The following is a 16,582-nucleotide window of genomic DNA, read 5'->3' on the forward strand; positions in this document are numbered from 1 at the left end:
ATTATCGGCCTGCTCCGCGCAGGCTCGTGAACCAGTCGAACACCTTCGGCAGCGAGCGGCGCGGTGAGGTCATGTGGTCCACGTCGCCGAGGTAGGTCAGCGACGCCCCGACGCCGCTCGCCCGCAGGTCGCGCAGGCAGTGGCGGGAGTTGGCGACGGCCACCTCCCGATCGACGCGGCTGGCGAACAGCCGGACCGGCACGCCGGGGCGCCAGCCCGAGCAGGTGCCGTCACTGGACTCCATCGCCTTCACCAGCGCGCCGGAGGGGTGCGAGACGCTCCAGGTAGGCGGCGGTGGCCAGCTTGCGCGGCGAGGCGGGCAGCCCGGCCACGATCTCGTCGAAGCTGTGTCGCCCGTCGAACAGCTTCTCGACACGGGGGTCGCGGAACACCTCCGACGGCGCGTCGTAGAGGTGGTGCAGGCGGTTCATCGAGACGGTCCAGTAGGCCAGGTAGTAGGCGGCGATGTGCGGCTCGAGCCGGCCGTCGAGCAGCGCGGGCATCTCCGCGTTCCGCGCGTCGTACGGCCCCGAGGTCGCCGCGACCGCGCGCAGCCTGAACGTCGAGTCGTCACGCAGCGACTTTCCGAGCGCCATGGCGGCCTGGCCGCCCTGTGAGAAGCCGGTGACCAGCAGATCACCGCTCAGCGTCCGTCCCTTCCTGCCCGCCAGTTCCCCGGCGGCCCGCAGCAGGTCCGCCGTGGCCGAGACCTCAGTGGCCGAGTCCATGTACGGGTGGAAGCCGGGCCCCTTGCCGAGCCCCAGGTAGTCGGGTGCCACTCCGGCGAATCCCGCGGCGGCGAACAGCAGCGGCACCGCCCGCCCGTCGCCGTCGGAGACCGATCCGGCGTCGGCCTTGGTGGCCAGGGTGCCGTGCTCGTAGCTGACCGTCCACAGGTTCTTCCTGGACCGGGCGGGCAGCGCGACGATGCCGCTCGCCGTGGTGGGGGCCCCGTCCACGGCGGTGGTGCGGTAGACGACGGCGTACAGGTCGGCGCCCTGCGGCCGGGCGGGCACCGGGGACTTGGCCCTGGTCAGATAGGCGGCGACCTGCTCGGCCGATAAGCGCGCCAGCAGGTCGGCGGAGACGATCGAGCCCCTGTCGTCGATCGTCACGGCCTGGGACCGAGGTGCCGCTCCCGTCGCCGCCAGCGCGGCCGGGGAGATCGCGGTGGCCAGGACGAGCCCGGCGCAGGCGAGGGCCGGCAGCTTCGTCCTCATGGGAGTACTCATGCGGTGAAATTTACGGATCTGCGCGGTCGCTCCCCAGCCTGCGCGCCTCCCACCTCGCGGTAGGGCCTGCCTCACCGTCAGAGGGGGTGCACGGCCCCGAACCGCTTGATGGTCCTGATGATCGGCGCGGTCTCGATGTGCCCGATCGCGGGCAGCGCGCCCAGGCTCTCGGTCAGGTAGCGGTAGAACGCCGCGTCGTCGTCGCATATGACGTTGGCGATGAGGTTGGCGGGACCCGTCGTCGCGCCCACGAACGCCACCTCCGGATGCCCGGCCAGCGCCCGGCCGGTCGCGTCCAGCTCGGCCGGCGGCACCGACATCCACAGCTGTGCCTCCACCCGCTTGCCCAGCAGCGCGGGGAGCACGTCGAGGTGGAAGAAGATCGAGCCCGCCGCGCAGAGCTGCTCCAGGCGGCGCCTGACCGTCGACTCCGACCAGCCTGTCGCCGCCGCCAGCTCCGCGTAGCCCGCCCGGCCGTCCCGCGACAGCGCCTCCAGCAGCGCGTCGTCGTCGGGCCCAGGAGTGATCGGCTCCTCCTCGCCATGACGGGCGGACCCGCGTCCCGCCTTCAGCGCGGCCTCCTGCTCGGGCGACAGCCCGGCCATCCCCATCCAGCCGGCCCAGCCTCCGGCGAACATGTGGATGCTCCGGTGCGCCGCGACCGACAGCACGCGATCCGTCCGCGCCAGCCTGCCCAGCAGCAGCGACTGGCGCTCCTTCGCCGTGCGCTGGATCGTGGTGCAGGAGATCTCGGTGCCGCCGGACAGCAGGTGCACCCAGAACGTGTCAGGGCGCCGTCCCAGCGCCTCGGCGATCGAGACCGCCGCGTCAGGCGTGCACCGCAGCCTGATCGCCCATGACTCGTATCCGACCCGCCGCCCGTCCACGACGCCGACCACCCGGACCATGCCGCTGGCGCGCAGCCTGCGGTAGCGGCGCGCCACCCGCTGGTCGGACACGCCGAGCACCTCTCCGATGTGACTGAACGAGGCCCGCCCGTCCACCCGCAACGCGAGCAGCAGCCCCCGGTCGACCTCGTCCAGCTCGATGATTTCCACCACCACAGGCTATCCCGCACGGAAAAGTGCCAAGATCCCTGCATTCACTGGCGAATATCTGCGGGCAGGCCCGAACGTAGACGCCATGACCCAGACCTCCGAGGCGACGACGACCAGTTGGTGGCCCCTGGTGGCCGCCTGTCTCGGCGCCTTCATGCTTCTCGTCGACGTGACCATCGTCATGGTCGCCCTGCCCCACATCACCGCCGATCTCGGCATGACGTTCACCGGCATCCAGTGGTTACTGGACGGCTACGCGCTGGCCCTGGCCGCCCTGCTGCTCGCCGCCGGCTCCTTCGCCGACCACGCCGGGCGGCGCAGGGTCTTCCTGGGGTCGCTGGCCGTGTTCGCGCTGGCCTCCCTGGCCTGCGGCCTGGCCCCCAGCGGCGGCGTGCTGCTGGCGGCGCGCGTGGTCCAGGGCGCGGGCGGGGCCGCCATGATGGCCACGACCCTCGCGGTCCTCAGCGCCACCTACAGCGGCAGGCAGCGCGGCATCGCGTTCGGCGTGTGGGGCGGCGTCAACGGCGCCGCCGCGGCCGTCGCCCCCGTGCTCGGCGGCCTGCTCACCGAGCACCTGCACTGGCGGGCCATCTTCCTGGTGAACCTGCCCATCAGCCTGGTCGCCGGCTGGCTCACCCTGCGCACGGTCGAGGAGTCGCGCCTGCCCGGCAAGGGCCGGCTGGACTGGCCGGGCATGGTCACGTTCACGGTCGCCGCGGGCGCCCTCACGTACGGGCTCATCGAGGCCGGGCAGCACGGCTGGACGGCGGCGCAGACGCTCGTGCCGCTGATCGGGGCGGCACTGGCGCTCGCGGCCTTCGTCGTCATCGAGACGCGCAGCGCCCACCCCATGCTGGACCTGCGACTCTTCGCCGACCAGTCGTACAGCGGGATCATGGCGGGGGCCATGCTGCTGATGCCGGCCGCGTTCGCCTGCCTGGCCTTCACCTCGATCTGGCTGCAGGGGGTCCTCCGGCTCGGCCCGGTGGACGCGGGGCTGGCGCTGACGCCGATGGCCGCCACCTCCCTCGTGGTCTCGGTGGCCGTCTCGCGCCTGTTCCCCCGGCTGCCCGCCCGCGCCGCGATCGGCTGCGGGCTGCTGCTGATCGGCGCGGGCGCGTTTCTCCAGGGCCTGCTCGACCAGCACTCGACCTGGACCGCTCTGGCGCCGGGACTGGTCGTGACGGGCCTCGGCGTGGGGCTGGCCCTCCCGCCGCTCAACTCCGCTGTCATGCTGTACGTGCCGCCGCAGCGCGCGGGGATGGCCGCGGGCACGGTCAACACGGTCAGGCAGCTCGGCTACGCGCTCGGCATCGCCGTGCTCGGCATCCTGTACCAGGGCGGCCCGGCCCCGTACGCGGCGCTGAACGACGTCTACCGGGCGAGCGCCGCCACGGGACTGGTCGCGGGCCTGCTGGTGCTGGTGGTGGTCCGGCCGGGCAGACGCGGCTGAGGTCTCAGACCAGCCGCCGGATCTCCCCGTACGCGCGGTAGAACCCGCCGCGCCCGGCCGAGCGCAGGCCTTCGACGAGGTAGCGGGCTCCCGGCTCGCGGATGTCCTTGGGGAACTGCACGTTCCAGGACTCGTAGCCGGGGCTGATCACGCGGATCCGCAGCCGCTGGCCCTCCTGGAAGCACTCCACCACCACGCCGTCGCCCGCGTCGGTGGTGGTCTCCAGCGTGACCGACGGCTCGACCGCCTGCAGCGAGGCCGCCGCCTTGACGTCCAGCGGCTGCGGCACGCTGCCCGAGCGGGCCGCGGCGATGGCCGCCTCGCTCGCGTCGATGCAGGCCAGCGTGCCCTCGGTGGTGACGATGTAGAGGCGGTCGTCCAGGAACTGCATGGAGAACGCGGAGCCGCAACCGGTGTCGAGCTTCCACAGCCGCTCGCCCGAGGCGTCGAAGCAGTAGACCGACGAGTCGTTGTCGCCCGCGAAGACGTGGCGGCCGCCCGGCGAGGTGGCGCAGGAGTAGACGGAGCCGTCGCACCGGTAGACGGCCTCGATCCGGCCGTCGCCCTTGGCCAGGCGGATCACGCTGCCCACGGAGCCGCGGGCGGTGCCCGCGTAGACGGAGTGCGCCTCCTGCCAGCCGAACAGCACCTGCTCGCTGAGGGACGTCTGCCAGATGGGCGTGCCGTCCTCCGCGTCGTAGCGGGCGACACCCTTCGAGTGCCCGTGGTAGACGGAGTCGTCGTCGCACCTGACCATCCAGGCGGAGTCGGCGCTGCCCGTGCGCGACCACTGGAACTCGTCCTCGTAGTCGATCATGGTGACCCCGCCGGCCCGGTCCGAGACGCCGAGCATGCCGTCGTGGATGTCGAGCCAGTAGATGTCCACGTCCTCGGCGATCTCGTACGCGGCCCTCGGGGCCTTGCCGGTCAGGTCGTACACACAGCCGTCGTCGCAGCCCGCGTAGATCCAGAAGTCGTCGGCCACGATGCACTTGACGCCGTCCGGGAGCCGGAAGCGGCCGGTCACGGTGCCGGAGTGGGTGACGGTGTAGACGTCGCCGCGCTGGTTGCCGACCCAGCAGCGCTCGCCGTCCACGAAGATGCCGAACGCCGACGCCCCGCTGTCGAAGCGCCACAGGACCGGGGCCCGCTGGACGGTCGGGCGGGCGGTGGGGACGGTACGGGGATGGGCGCCCGTGGGATGGACGGGCGTGGGATGGGCCGTGGGGCGGATGGTCCTGCGGGTGACGGCGCGGCGCCCGCGCGCCCCGCGCACTCCGCGCACCGCCGGCGCGTACCCCTTGCGGGTCTTCTCACTGATCTTCTTGGCCGCCGCGGCCTGCGCCTTGGCCTCGGTGGGGAAGTTGGTGACCTTGGTCTGTCCGGTCTCGCCGATGCGCCCGTAGGTGATGGTGACGCTGGTGCCCGCCACGGTCACCTCGTAGAACTTGTGCGATCCGCCGCCGTCCTCTGACAACTCCAGGTAGGTCATGTCCGTACTTCTCCCGTCTTGATCAACTGATCGGGAGAGTAGAGGACGGCGGCGACAAATCGCAGGTTCTACTTGTCGTACTCGTACGCCCCGGCGTCGACGGCGCCGTCGCTGCCGTCGATCGCCCGGCCGGTCACGTCCATGTCATTGAACTTCTTGATGCCGAGGTCGATGGCCGGGCTGCCGGCACGCAGGCTCAGCGGGTGCTGGGTGTTGGTGAGGTTGAACCGCGGGTCGGCCGTGACGTTGTTCGTGCCGCCCATCTGGTGCTGGCGGGCGCCGAAGAACACGTTGTGGTGACTGTCGGTCACGTTCGGGCCGTAGGCGGTCTTCCACACGGCCTGGATGATGTTCTGCGACATCGACAGGTGGGCGTTGGTGCAGCCGGCGTCGCAGACCACGCCCTGGGACTCGGCTTGGGTCAGGTACACGGTGTTGTTGCGGAAGACGGTGCCGAACACCGGCCCGTTCGGGTCGGGGTTCTGGCCGGGCTCCTGCGGGCCGCGGGTCACCAGGGCCGCGCCGGTCTTGGGGCCGGTGATCACGTTGTACTCGAAGACGTTGCCCGAGGTGCCGTCCGGGTCGGCGGGGCTGCCGTCCGGGTTGACCTCCCTGCTGGTGCCGAGCTCGGTGAAGGTCTCGTTGTCGACCGCGATGTTGTGGTGGATGTAGTTGTCGGAGCCGAGGAAGATCTCCACGGCCGCGCCGTCCAGCCCGTAGTCGTAGCTGGGCGCGATCGAGCCGCGGATCTCGTTCCAGCCGATGTTGGAGCTGTCGCCCTGAACGAGGATCGCGAACGCGCCCGAGTCGTCGTTGCCCGGCTCCTCGGTGTTCTTGCTCATGTAGTTGTTGTCCACGAAGTCGTTGGCCGTCACCGCGGTGTTGAGGGCCTTGGGCGCGATGTAGACGCCGGCCGCGGCGCCGGTGATGTAGTTGCGCTCGACGACGTTGTCGTTGCCCCTCACCTTGACGCCGGCCCACTGGCAGCGGCCGTCGTCCTGGGGCAGGCCGATCTGCAGGTTGTAGACCTGGTTCTCGGAGCCCCCCAGGTCCACGCAGGCCTCGGAGTGCCCGGCGACGATCGGCCTGGCGGTGCTCGTGCCGTACGCGTCGACCGTGATGCCCGATTCGGTGATACTGAGCTGCTGCCCCTTCCACATGCTGCCGCGCTTCAGCAGCAGTTTGGAGCCGGGGGCCAGGTTCGCCGTCGACGCCTTGGTGAGAGTCCTCCACGCGGTGGCCTCCGTGGTGCCGTCGGCGGAGTCGTTGCCGTTGACGGAGTCCACGTAGTGGGCGGCGACGGCCGCCGATGCGGTGCCCGTGGCCACTGTCGTGGCGAGGGTGGTGGCGGCGAGCGTGAGCGCCGCCGCCGTCGCGCCGGTCCGCAGGTTCCAGCCTGACATTCAGCCTCCAGAACTGGCCGGGGCTCCGTCCTCGACGAAGATCATCCCCAGCCTGCGGCTGACACCTTAACCGGCTCTTGTCCGAAAGTCCCGATTTTTCCTGACATTTATTCCCGCCCCTTTACGTCCCCGCCCTCAGCGGCACCACGTTCCCGGCCGCCCCGCTCCGCGGCAGCGCGAACCAGGTCGCCTTGCCGACCAGGTCAGGGTGCGTGACGTAGCGCTGAGGGTGGCAGCCGTAGAAGCCTTCGGAGAGCCTGGCGACGATCCGCAGCCCCCGCCCGTGCTCGGCCCCCACGTCCGGCGGCGACTGCTGCGGCAGCAGCGGACCGCTGTCCACGACCACGCACATGATCTCCCTGGCGTCGATGTGCAGGGCCAGTTCGTACGGGCCGTCGCCGTACAGGAAGGCATTGGTGATCAGCTCGCTCACCATGAGGACGGCGTCGTCAACGAGATCCGGGCAAAGGGAGAGTTCCGATAATTCATCGCGGATGATCGCTCTTGCCTGACCTACCGTCCGGGCGTCGTCGCGCAGCGGCCAGGCGTACTGCAGCCGGCTCCGACGAGCTGATCGCAGCATGGTCATGGCATCTCTTTCCTGTCCTTGCCGGGCTTCCAGGACCGAGGGGCAGCGAATACGCGTTTCGCTCAACAAGAGGACCTGCCTATGGGTTGACGTACACGGCTGTCGAAACGTGTACGCACGAAGAAGGCTTTCGGGTCGAATCTTCGGCGAGAAATCGCAATTCTTTTTATCCGCCGCCCGAAACGACGGGTATGGGCAGTGCCATGAGCAGTGCTGAAGAGAACACGCGCAAGGACGACACCCAGCCGGCCCCCGACCAGCCGGCCCCCGACGCGGCCCGCCGGCGAGGCCGGCGTGGGGAGCCGCCTCCGAAGCCCAAGCCCGCCGGGATGAAGGCGCTGGAGCAGGCGCTGGCGGAGGCGGGCAAGGAGTTGAAGGACCTCACCTGAGCAGGCGCCCTCAGCGGGGCGGTGCGGGCGCGTCCGCGAGCAGGGACCAGAGGCGGGACGGGGTCAGCGGGACACCGGTGATCCGGTCGGCGATCTCCGGGAGGGCGGCGGCGACCGCGTTGGCGATGGCGGCCGGTGGGCCGATCGTGCCTGCCTCCCCGACGCCCTTCATGCCGCCGGGGGTGATCGGCGAGGGGGTCTCCAGCATCACGACCTCGATCTCCGGCACCTCGCGGGTCGTCGGCAGCAGGTAGTCGGTGATGGGCTGGCCCTCGGGGGTGTAGACGATCTCCTCGGTCAGCGCCATGCCGATGCTCTGTGCCACTCCGCCGCGGAGCTGGCCCTCCACCACGGCCGGGTTGACCAGCACGCCCGCGTCGTTGACGACCCAGTAGCGCTCCACCTCGACGGCCCCGGTCTCCGGGTCCACGGCCACGGCGGCCGCATGCGCGCCGTAGGCGAACGTGTAGCCGGCCGGGTCGTAGCTGACCCGTTCCTCCAGGCCGGGCGCGGCACCGTCCGGGAGGTCCCAGCCACGCCACGCCGACGTGGCGAGCTCCCGCAGGGTGACCGACGCCGCAGGGTCGCCCTTCACCCGTACGGACCCGTCGGCGATCTCCAGGTCGTCGGGCGAGGCCTCCAGCCGGTGTGCGGCCAGGGCCACGAGCTTGCCGCGGAGCCGGTCGGCGGCCCGGGTGAGCGCCCCGCCCCCGACCGCCAGCGAGCGGCTCGCGATCGCCCCGACCGACGAGTACGGCGTGGTCGCCGTGTCCCCCAGCACCACCCGGACCCGCTCGATCGGCACCCCCACCCGGTCGGCCGCCAGCTGGGCCAGCGCCGTCTCGATGCCCTGCCCGATCGAGACCACCCCGGACGACACGACCACGGACGCGTCCTGCTCCATCCGCAGGACCACCGTCTCGTAGCCGCCCGCCTGGATCGCGGTGGCCTTGAGGTCCATCGAGGGGCCCATGCCGGTGCTCTCCACATGGCAGGAGTAGCCGATGCCGCGCCTGCGGCCGTCGGCCTTCTCGACGGGCGTGGCCAGGTCGCGGAGGGTCCGCAGGGCAAGCGGGTAGTCGCCGGAGTCGTAGCGCTGGTAGACGCGCGTGGTGTACGGCAGCTCGTCGGGCCGCAGCATGTTGCGCAGCCGCAGCTCGATCCGGTCGATCCCCAGCCTGCGTGCCGCCTCGTCGATCAGCCGCTCCCTGGTCAGAGTCGCCTCCGGCTGGCCGAAGCCCCGGTAGGAGCCGGTCGGCGTGGTGTTCGTGACGACGCCGCGCACGCGTACCGCCACCCGGTCGAACCGGTACGGTCCGGGCAGCAGCGTGGCCGTCACCGCGAAGGTCGAGATTCCGACGTTGGAGGGATGGGCGCCCACGTCACCGACCACGTCGGCGTACAGCGCCAGGAAGCGCCCGTCCTCGGCGAGCGCCAGCCGTGCCCGGTGCGCGGCCGCCCGCGCCGGCAGCGTGGCGAACAGCCGGTCGCCCGGCGACTCCGACCAGCTCACCGGCCGGCCCAGGCGCATCGCGGCCAGGCAGATGAGGGCCTCGTCGGGATAGACGTGCTCCTTGGCGCCGAACCCGCCGCCCGTGTCGCCGCTGATCACGCGTACCCGGTCGTGGGAGAGCCCCAGCGCGTCCGCCAGGTGCTCGCGCACGTGGTGCGGCGCCTGCGAGGAGATGTGCACGGTCAGCTCCCCGTCGGCGTACGAGGCCACCACGCCGCGCGGCTCCAAGGGGTACGGCGAGACCCGCCCCATCGTGAAGGTCATCTCCACCACGTGCGCGGCCTGCTCGGCGTAGGAGGCCCAGTCCTCGTCGCCCATCGTGAAGTCGGTGAGCACGTTCGTGCCCCACTCGGGGTACAGCAGCGGCGCCCCCTCCTCCATCGCCCGTTCCGTCCCGACCGCCGCGGGCAGCTCGTCCAGCGAGAGATCGACGAGCTCGGCGGCGTCCCTGGCCGCCTCCGGCGTGCGGGCGACGACGACGGCGAGGGGCTGGCCCACGTACCTGATGGCGTCGTCCAGCACCGGGAACGACGTCATGCGCTGGCCGGGGGCCAGGCTCACGCAGGGCAGGCTCAGGCCGGCGGCGTCCGCCGGGGTGATGACGTCGAGCACGCCCTCGACCGCCCAGGCCGCCTTGGCGTCGCAGCCGGCCAGCCGCCCGTGGGCGATGGGGCTGCGCACCACGTACGCGTGGACCGTGCCGGGCAGCCGGACCGCACCGACGTACCTGCCTTTTCCGGTCAACAGCCTGGCGTCTTCACGTCGCGGCGTCCTGGCGCCGACATAAGGCTCACCCATGGTCCCGATACTGAGCGCCCCCCGCCGACCTGTCGAGGACCATCACGACACCGCCCTCAGACGACCTCGAAGGCCGCCATCATCGCCATGTCCTCGTGCTCCAGGTTGTGGCAGTGCAGGACGTACCGCCCGCGATAGTCGGTGAACCGCGTGACGATCTCGACGGTCTGCGCGTCGCGCAGCTCGACGGTGTCCTTCCACTCGGGCGGCCCCTTCGGGCGCTCGCCGTTGACCGACAGCACCTGGAAGTGGTCGAGGTGCAGGTGGACCGGGTGGGCGACGTCGCTGGTCAGCCGCCAGACCTCGATGTCGCCCAGCCGGGGCCTGGCCTCCATCCGCTTCGGGTCGAACGGCTTGCCGTTGATCAGCCAGCCCATGCCCCCGTTGCTGAACTCGAAGTCCCGCGTCACCTTCGCCCTGCCGGGGTCGAGCGGCTCGACCGTGGACAGCCACGCCGGCACCGATGACTCGTCGGTCTCGTCCCGGTCCACGGCGAACCGCATGACCTTGCCCTGCGCGCCCTCCCCCGCCAGGTTCCGCAGCTCGACGTACTGACCCAGCCGGTACGCGGAGAAGTCGATCACCACGTCGGCCCGCTCGCCGGGTGCCAGCCGGAGCTGCCGCACCGTGCGCGGCTGGGCCAGCAGCCCGCCGTCGGTGCCGATCTGGATCATCGGCCCGCCCGTCGCCAGCTCGTACGCCCGGGCGTTGGAGGCGTTGCACAGCCGCAGCCGGTACCGCGCCCTGGAGACCCGCAGCTCCGGCCAGGGCGCCCCGTTGACCAGGATCACGTCCCCGAGCACGCCCCCCATGTACGCCTCCCGGACCCCGGGCCGCCCCTCCAGCCCCGGATACAGCATCGTCCCGTCGGCCTCGAACGACCGGTCGCAGATCAGCAGCGGCAGGTCGCGCTCACCGGCGGGCAGCGGCAGCGCCTCCTCCTCGGCGTCCCGGACCAGGAACATCCCGGCCAGGCCGCGCCAGACCTGCGGGCCCGTGTAGTCCATGCGATGGTCGTGGTACCAGAGCGTGGCGGCCCGCTGCTCCAGCGGGAAGACGTACTCGCGGGAGGCCCCCGGCGCCACCAGGTCGGTGGGGAAGCCGTCGGACTCCGGCGGGGTGTGCCCGCCGTGCAGGTGCAGGACGGTCGGCTCGCTGAGCTGGTTGACGAGCTTGACGACGGTTCGCCGCCCGCTGCGTGCCTCGATGGTCGGGCCGGGGAACGTGCCCCCGTACCCCCATACGCGGGTACGCAGGCCGGGCAGCACCTCCACCTCGGCCGCCCGCTCGGTCAGCTCGTAGAAGTCGGCCCCGCCCGCGCTGCGCACCGGCCTGGCCACCTCCGGGACCGGCAGCGGCACCGCGTACGGCTTGGGCAGCGGCGCCCGGCTGGTCAGGAGTTGCGGCTGCGGGGTTCCGGCGAGCAGCGAGCAGCCGGGCGCCCCGGCCACCGCCACCGCGCCCAGTCCCAGCAGCCGCAGCACGTCACGTCGTGTGGGGGTCATGACCGCGACATGACCCGGTTGAACTGCTCGACGCCCCCGTGGAACATCAGCACCCCCAACGGCACGTGCAGGACCTTCAGCCCGGCGACGCCGAGAATCGCCTGCACCACCGTGGCCACCAGGAGGATCACCGCCGGAAGGATGAACTTGCTCTTCCCGCCGCCGGGCCAGCGGACCAGGACCGCCGCGACGACATGGACGACCCCTATGACGAGCAGGGCGACGGCCGTGGCCGCGTGCAGCGACCGGCCGCCGGGCGTGGAGAGCAGCAGGCCCGCCGCCACCGCCTGGAACAGCAGCGCGACGGCGTGCAGGGGCGCCACGACCTTGAGCGCCCACATGGGCCAGGTCACGGGCCGGACGGCAAGAGTGTCTTGCGCGGTCATGATCGATCTCCTGTGAGTGCTGAGGCGGTGATGAGGGTCTCCATGCGTGCCATGGCCGAGGCGGCGCCGAAGGCGCAGAGCCGTACCAGCTCCTCGTCCGTCCTGGAGCCGCGCCAGGCGGCCACGTCGGCGTCGGTCACCCGGTACGGCGCGAGCGCGACGAGCAGGGCCAGCCGGGCACCGGGCCGCTCCCCGGCGGGCACGTCCGCGAGCGGCCCGTCCAGCCAGGCGCCGCCCATCGGCGGGTGCTCCCCGTCCCAGGCCGCGACCGTGTCGCTCACGGCGGCCCGCGCGGACTCCCCGAGCAGTTCGCCGCCGCTCCCCGCCACGGCCCCGAGCGCGGCGTAGGCGGCGCCCACGGACGTGCCCGCGCCCCAGGCGGGCTCCGGCAGCGCGGGCAGGTCCGCGACCAGCGGCAGGCTCGCGCCCGACGGCAGCCGCGTGCGCACGGCGCGCGCCATCGCCCGGCCGCCCACGCTCCTGACCAGGCGCGACTTCTGGAGGTTGCCCGGGAGCAGGTTCTCGGTGAGCAGCGCCGAGGCGATGCGGTTGACGAAGTGGAAGGTGAGCGCCGTGCCGATGAGCTGCGGCCCGATCTCCGGCGTCGGCCGCCGCGACCCGGCCCAGGCCAGCAGTTCGGCGTGCCGGGGATCGTCGGGCGTGCCGCCGGCGGCGATGGTCTCGGCCAGCCGGTGGTCGCCGGTCGCGTGCAGCAGGGTCGTGTGCGCGGCCACGCAGAACGGGCAGCGGTTTGCCATCGACACGCCCAGCGCCACGACCTCCCTGGCGGTTCTGGACTCGCCCCCGGCCAGCAGCGACTCGCGCAGCATGGCCCACGTCACGGCGAGCACCTCCGCGGCGGGCGACAGGGTCAGGAAGACAGGCATGCGTGCCATGCGGAAGTCGTCGGCGAGCTGCGTGTAGACCTGGGCCACCCGTCCGGTCGCGGCCTGCGGCTCGACCGGGGTGACGTAGCGGAACTGGCCGGCCATTACCGGCCCTTCTCGTGAATCGTCTCCATAGCCGGACATCGTGGTCTTCTCCCGGCGCCAGGTCGTCGGCCCCGAGGAGGCTCCTCCGCCTACCGCCCCGGGCGCAGAGTCATGCGGCCTACTTCGCCGGGAGTAGTGCCGAATTACGCCCGGCCGCCGAGGACCGTGTCCGGGTAGAGGCTCTAATGTGCAGGAATGACCTTTCGGAGCGAATGGCGGCCGCTCGCCCTGGACGGCGCGCTCGCCGCCGTCGTGGCCGTCATGCTCTCGGTTACCGTGCTGGTCACCCCGAAGGCGGGCGCCCTCGACCTCGCCGCCGTACTCGCCGGCTCGCTCGCCGTGGTCGCCTGGCGGCGGGCGCCCCTGGTGGCGCTGCTGGTCAGCACCGTCTGCATGCTCGTCTACTCGGTGCACGCCCAGCCGGGGCCGCCCGCCATGTTCCCCGTTCTGGTGGCGATCTTCGGGTCGGTACGGGCCGGCCACCGGCTCGCGCCGGCGCTGGCGGCAGCGGCGTTCCTGGGCTCCGGCCTGACGGCGAACCTGGCCAACGCCGAGGGGCAGGACCTCAAGGACGTCGTCCAGCAGACGGTGCTGCTCGTCGGCTGGTTCCTGACCGCGGGCGTGACGGCGACGGTCGCGCGGCACCGGCAGGCGTACGTGGAGCAGGCCGAGCAGCGGGCCGTCGAGGCCGAGCGCACCCGCGAGGAGGTCGCGCGCCGCCGCGCGGGCGAGGAGCGGCTCAGGATCGCCAGGGAGCTGCACGACTCGCTGACCCACAGCATCTCGATCATCAAGGTGCAGGCGGGCGTGGCCGTCCACCTGGCGCGCAAGCGCGGCGAGGAGGTGCCCGGCGCGCTGCTGGCCATCCAGGAGGCCAGCGGCGACGCCATGCGTGAGCTACGCGCCACGCTGGAGGTGCTGCGCGACGCCGGCCCTCAAGAGGGCGAGGGCTCTCACGAGGGCGGGGGCGACGAGTGGCGGGCCAGCGGCCTCGACCGGCTCGACGACCTGGTGGAGCGGGCCCGTTCGACCGGGCTGCCCGCCACGGTGACGATCTCGGGGGTACGCCGGGAGCTGCCGCCCGAGGTGGACCGGGCCGCGTACCGGATCGTGCAGGAGGCCCTCACCAACGTCTCCAGGCACGCGGGCGGCGCGGCGGCCTCGGTGCGCATCGACTACGGCGGTGAGGAGCTGGTCGTGCAGGTGGACGACGACGGCCTGGCGTGCGGGGACGCGCCGCCCGTGCCCGGCGTGGGCCTGCTCGGCATGCGCGAGCGCGTCACCGCGCTCGGCGGGCGGCTGCGGGCCGAGCCCCGCCCCGAGGGCGGCTTCACCGTACGCGCGGAGCTGCCCTTGGAGGAACCGGCGTGATCCGCGTACTGCTCGTGGACGACCAGGCACTCATCCGCGGCGGCTTCCGCGCGCTGCTGGAGGCCGAGGAGGACATCGAGGTCGTGGCCGAGGCCGCCAACGGCGAGCAGGCCGTCGCGCTCGCCCTCGAGCACCTGCCGGACGTGGCGCTCATCGACGTGCAGATGCCGGTGATGGACGGCATCGAGGCGACCAGGCGCATCGCGGCCGACGAGCGGCTGAGCGAGGTCCACGTCGTGATCCTCACCAACTACGGCCTCGACGAGTACGTCTTCGACGCGCTCAGGGCGGGCGCGGGCGGGTTCCTGGTCAAGGACACCGAGCCCGCCGACCTGCTGCAGGGCGTCAGAGTCGCGGCCCGCGGCGACGCGCTGCTCTCGCCCGCCATCACCCGCCGCCTGATCGGCGAGTACGTGGCCCGCCGCCCGTCACCGGAACCGCAGGGCCTCGACGTGCTCACCAACCGCGAACGCGAGGTGACCGCCCTGGTCGCCCGCGGCATGTCCAACGACGAGATCGCCGCCCACATGGTGATCAGCCCGACCACCGCGAAGACACACGTCAGCAGGGCGATGACCAAGCTGGGGGCACGCGACCGCGCGCAGCTGGTGGTCTTCGCGTACGAATCGGGCCTGGTCACTCCGCGTAGGGGCTGACGGGAGGCGTGTGGTGGAATGAGCGCGTGAGCATCATTTCGCGCGGCTTCCACGGGCGGCGCAGACCCGACAGCGACCGGCTGCCGCCCGGACAATACCTGGTGGACGACTTCCCCGTGCTGTCCGCGGGGCCGACGCCGCGGGTGCCGCTCGACCGGTGGGAGTTCACCGTCGACACGGAGGCGGAGCAGACGCACCGGTGGTCGTGGGAGGAGTTCCAGGCGCTGCCCATGGAGACGCCCACGGTCGACATCCACTGCGTGACCAAGTGGTCCAAGCTGGACACCACCTGGGAGGGTGTCTCGCTGGACGTGCTCTTCGAGGACGTCGAGACCGCCGCCGAGTACGCGCTGGTCCACTCGTACGGCGGCTACACCACCAACCTGCCGCTGGAGGACCTGCTCGACGGCAAGGCGTGGCTCGTCCACCGCTTCGACGGCGAGGACCTGGAGCCCCGGCACGGCGGCCCGGCCCGGCTGATCGTGCCGCACCTGTACTTCTGGAAGTCGGCCAAGTGGGTACGCGGCATCCGCCTGCTCAACGAGGAGTGGCCCGGCTTCTGGGAGACGGCGGGCTACCACAACTACGGCGACCCGTGGCGCGAGCAGCGCTACGAGGGCGACTGACGTGCCGCCGCGCCTGGCCTGGCGGCCGGCCGAGCTCGCCGCGATCGCCGACGAGAGCGGGACCGCGCGCACGCTGCGCTTCCGGGTGCCCGGCTGGCCGGGACACCTGCCCGGGCAGCACGTGGACGTGCGGCTGACGGCCGACGATGGCTACACCGCGCAGCGCAGCTACTCGCTGGCCGCGCCCGCCGACGGCGACCTCGTCGAGCTGACCGTGGAGAACTTCCCCGACGGCGAGGTGTCGCCGTACCTGACCGAGGTGATCGAGGTCGGCGACCAGGTCGAGATCCGCGGCCCGGTGGGCGGCTGGTTCGTCTGGCGGCCGGAGAGCAAGGCGCCGGTGCTGCTGGTGGCCGGCGGGTCCGGCATCGTGCCGCTGATGGCGATGATCAGGGCACGCAGGCAGGCGGGCAGCCGGGTGCCGTTCCGGCTGATCTACTCGCTGCGCGACCAGGACCGCCGCTTCTACGCCGAGGAGCTGCGCCGCCCCGACCCCGGGCTCGACGTCACCTACCTCTACACGAGGTCCGCGCCTGCCGGCGCGACCCGCCCGGCGGGGCGGCTCCTGCTGGACGACCTGGCCGAAGGCGGCTGGCCCGCGACCTTCGAGCCCGACTGCTACGTGTGCGGGCCGACCGGGTTCGTGGAGGCGGCGGCCGACCTGCTGGTCGCGCTGGGCCACGCCCCCGAGCGCATCCGAACTGAACGTTTCGGCCCCACCGGGGGCGGCTGACATTGTGGGGACTGACATGACCGCAGAGCACCTCGACGGCAACGCGCTGGCCGGCCCGCTCGGCGAGATCTTCGCCGTGGACGTCACCGCCGCCACCGGCCGCTGCGCCGGCTGCGGCCTGACGGGCCCGGTCGCCTCGCTCCGCGTGTACGGCCCGGACCCCGGCCTGGTGGCCCGCTGCCCCGGCTGCGACGAGGTGATCCTGAGGCTGGTACGCGGCCCCGGCACGGCCTGGCTCGACCTGCGCGGCACGGTGTCGCTCCGCGTTAACCTGCCCGACTGACGACGTTTCTCCGTACGGGTGTGCCCAGGTGGGTACACTCGGGCACGTTCAACCGGCCGAGATCTGTACGGCGAGGCTCTTGGCCATGGGCGGCGGCCCTCGG

The 16,582-nt window shown here is 72.2% G+C and carries 17 protein-coding genes; 7 read left to right on the forward strand and 10 right to left on the reverse strand.

Features of this window, described 5'->3' with window-relative positions:
- Position 1: 1 nt before the first annotated feature.
- From AB0H84_RS30130 to AB0H84_RS30140, 3 genes are all read right to left on the reverse strand, one after another.
- Positions 2-244 carry a hypothetical protein gene (locus AB0H84_RS30130; RefSeq protein ID WP_357611402.1) on the reverse strand — a complete coding sequence of 81 codons (243 nt, stop codon included), beginning with the start codon at positions 242-244 and terminating at the stop codon, positions 2-4.
- Entirely contained in the window at positions 231-1,232 is a 1,002-nt protein-coding gene (locus AB0H84_RS30135) for a hypothetical protein (RefSeq protein ID WP_357611404.1), read from the reverse strand. The genes AB0H84_RS30130 and AB0H84_RS30135 overlap by 14 nt, the downstream gene beginning before the upstream one ends.
- Before the next feature lie 77 nt (positions 1,233-1,309).
- Positions 1,310-2,290 carry an AsnC family transcriptional regulator gene (locus AB0H84_RS30140; protein WP_357611407.1) on the reverse strand — a complete coding sequence of 327 codons (981 nt, stop codon included), beginning with the start codon at positions 2,288-2,290 and terminating at the stop codon, positions 1,310-1,312.
- 85 nt (positions 2,291-2,375) lie between these two features.
- Here AB0H84_RS30140 and AB0H84_RS30145 point away from each other — a divergent pair, with 85 nt between their 5' ends.
- Entirely contained in the window at positions 2,376-3,743 is a 1,368-nt protein-coding gene (locus AB0H84_RS30145) for an MFS transporter (protein ID WP_357611410.1), read from the forward strand.
- Between the two features lie 4 nt (positions 3,744-3,747).
- On the opposite strand, the gene AB0H84_RS30150 is transcribed toward AB0H84_RS30145, so the two are convergent.
- The 3 genes from AB0H84_RS30150 to AB0H84_RS30160 form a co-directional block, all read right to left on the reverse strand.
- The gene (locus AB0H84_RS30150) at positions 3,748-5,235 is read right to left on the reverse strand and encodes a WGR domain-containing protein (protein WP_357611413.1); all 1,488 of its coding nucleotides are present in this window, start codon (positions 5,233-5,235) and stop codon (positions 3,748-3,750) included.
- 68 nt (positions 5,236-5,303) lie between these two features.
- Positions 5,304-6,638 (reverse strand): choice-of-anchor Q domain-containing protein, encoded by a 1,335-nt coding sequence (locus tag AB0H84_RS30155; RefSeq protein ID WP_357611416.1) that lies wholly within the window; start codon positions 6,636-6,638, stop codon positions 5,304-5,306.
- A gap of 121 nt (positions 6,639-6,759) precedes the next feature.
- Positions 6,760-7,227, reverse strand: a complete 468-nt coding sequence (locus tag AB0H84_RS30160) for an ATP-binding protein (RefSeq protein WP_357611419.1) — start codon at positions 7,225-7,227, stop codon at positions 6,760-6,762.
- 203 nt (positions 7,228-7,430) lie between these two features.
- Here AB0H84_RS30160 and AB0H84_RS30165 point away from each other — a divergent pair, with 203 nt between their 5' ends.
- Entirely contained in the window at positions 7,431-7,616 is a 186-nt protein-coding gene (locus AB0H84_RS30165; RefSeq protein ID WP_357611421.1) for a hypothetical protein, read from the forward strand.
- A 10-nt stretch (positions 7,617-7,626) separates the two neighbouring features.
- Here AB0H84_RS30165 and AB0H84_RS30170 read toward each other — a convergent pair whose 3' ends face one another.
- From AB0H84_RS30170 to AB0H84_RS30185, 4 genes are read right to left on the reverse strand one after another with little or no spacing between them, the layout of a single operon-like run.
- Positions 7,627-9,927, reverse strand: coding sequence for a xanthine dehydrogenase family protein molybdopterin-binding subunit (locus tag AB0H84_RS30170; protein WP_357611423.1), 2,301 nt, complete (start codon positions 9,925-9,927; stop codon positions 7,627-7,629).
- A 56-nt stretch (positions 9,928-9,983) separates the two neighbouring features.
- On the reverse strand, positions 9,984-11,432 hold the full coding sequence (locus AB0H84_RS30175; protein WP_357611426.1) for a multicopper oxidase family protein: 1,449 nt from the start codon (positions 11,430-11,432) through the stop codon (positions 9,984-9,986).
- Complete coding sequence (locus AB0H84_RS30180; RefSeq protein ID WP_357611429.1) at positions 11,429-11,818, reverse strand: hypothetical protein; 390 nt, start codon at positions 11,816-11,818, stop codon at positions 11,429-11,431. The genes AB0H84_RS30175 and AB0H84_RS30180 overlap by 4 nt, the downstream gene beginning before the upstream one ends.
- Positions 11,815-12,810, reverse strand: a complete 996-nt coding sequence (locus AB0H84_RS30185; RefSeq protein WP_357611432.1) for a carboxymuconolactone decarboxylase family protein — start codon at positions 12,808-12,810, stop codon at positions 11,815-11,817. The genes AB0H84_RS30180 and AB0H84_RS30185 overlap by 4 nt, the downstream gene beginning before the upstream one ends.
- 195 nt (positions 12,811-13,005) lie before the next feature.
- Between AB0H84_RS30185 and AB0H84_RS30190 the strand changes: the two genes are divergently transcribed.
- Genes AB0H84_RS30190 through AB0H84_RS30210 form a run of 5 tightly spaced genes read left to right on the forward strand, consistent with a single transcriptional unit; the run spans position 13,006 to position 16,479 of the window.
- The gene (locus AB0H84_RS30190) at positions 13,006-14,181 is read left to right on the forward strand and encodes a sensor histidine kinase (RefSeq protein ID WP_357611434.1); all 1,176 of its coding nucleotides are present in this window, start codon (positions 13,006-13,008) and stop codon (positions 14,179-14,181) included.
- Positions 14,178-14,837: a response regulator transcription factor gene (locus tag AB0H84_RS30195; RefSeq protein WP_357611437.1), complete on the forward strand. Its 660-nt coding sequence runs from the start codon at positions 14,178-14,180 to the stop codon at positions 14,835-14,837. The genes AB0H84_RS30190 and AB0H84_RS30195 overlap by 4 nt, the downstream gene beginning before the upstream one ends.
- Before the next feature lie 26 nt (positions 14,838-14,863).
- Positions 14,864-15,463 (forward strand): sulfite oxidase-like oxidoreductase, encoded by a 600-nt coding sequence (locus AB0H84_RS30200; protein WP_357611440.1) that lies wholly within the window; start codon positions 14,864-14,866, stop codon positions 15,461-15,463.
- Position 15,464: 1 nt separating this feature from the next.
- Entirely contained in the window at positions 15,465-16,196 is a 732-nt protein-coding gene (locus tag AB0H84_RS30205) for a ferredoxin reductase (RefSeq protein ID WP_357611443.1), read from the forward strand.
- A gap of 16 nt (positions 16,197-16,212) precedes the next feature.
- Positions 16,213-16,479 carry a DUF6510 family protein gene (locus tag AB0H84_RS30210; protein WP_345000230.1) on the forward strand — a complete coding sequence of 89 codons (267 nt, stop codon included), beginning with the start codon at positions 16,213-16,215 and terminating at the stop codon, positions 16,477-16,479.
- Positions 16,480-16,582 lie beyond the last annotated feature (103 nt).

The sequence above is a fragment of the Nonomuraea sp. NPDC050786 genome, assembly GCF_040654115.1.
Taxonomy (GTDB): domain Bacteria; phylum Actinomycetota; class Actinomycetes; order Streptosporangiales; family Streptosporangiaceae; genus Nonomuraea.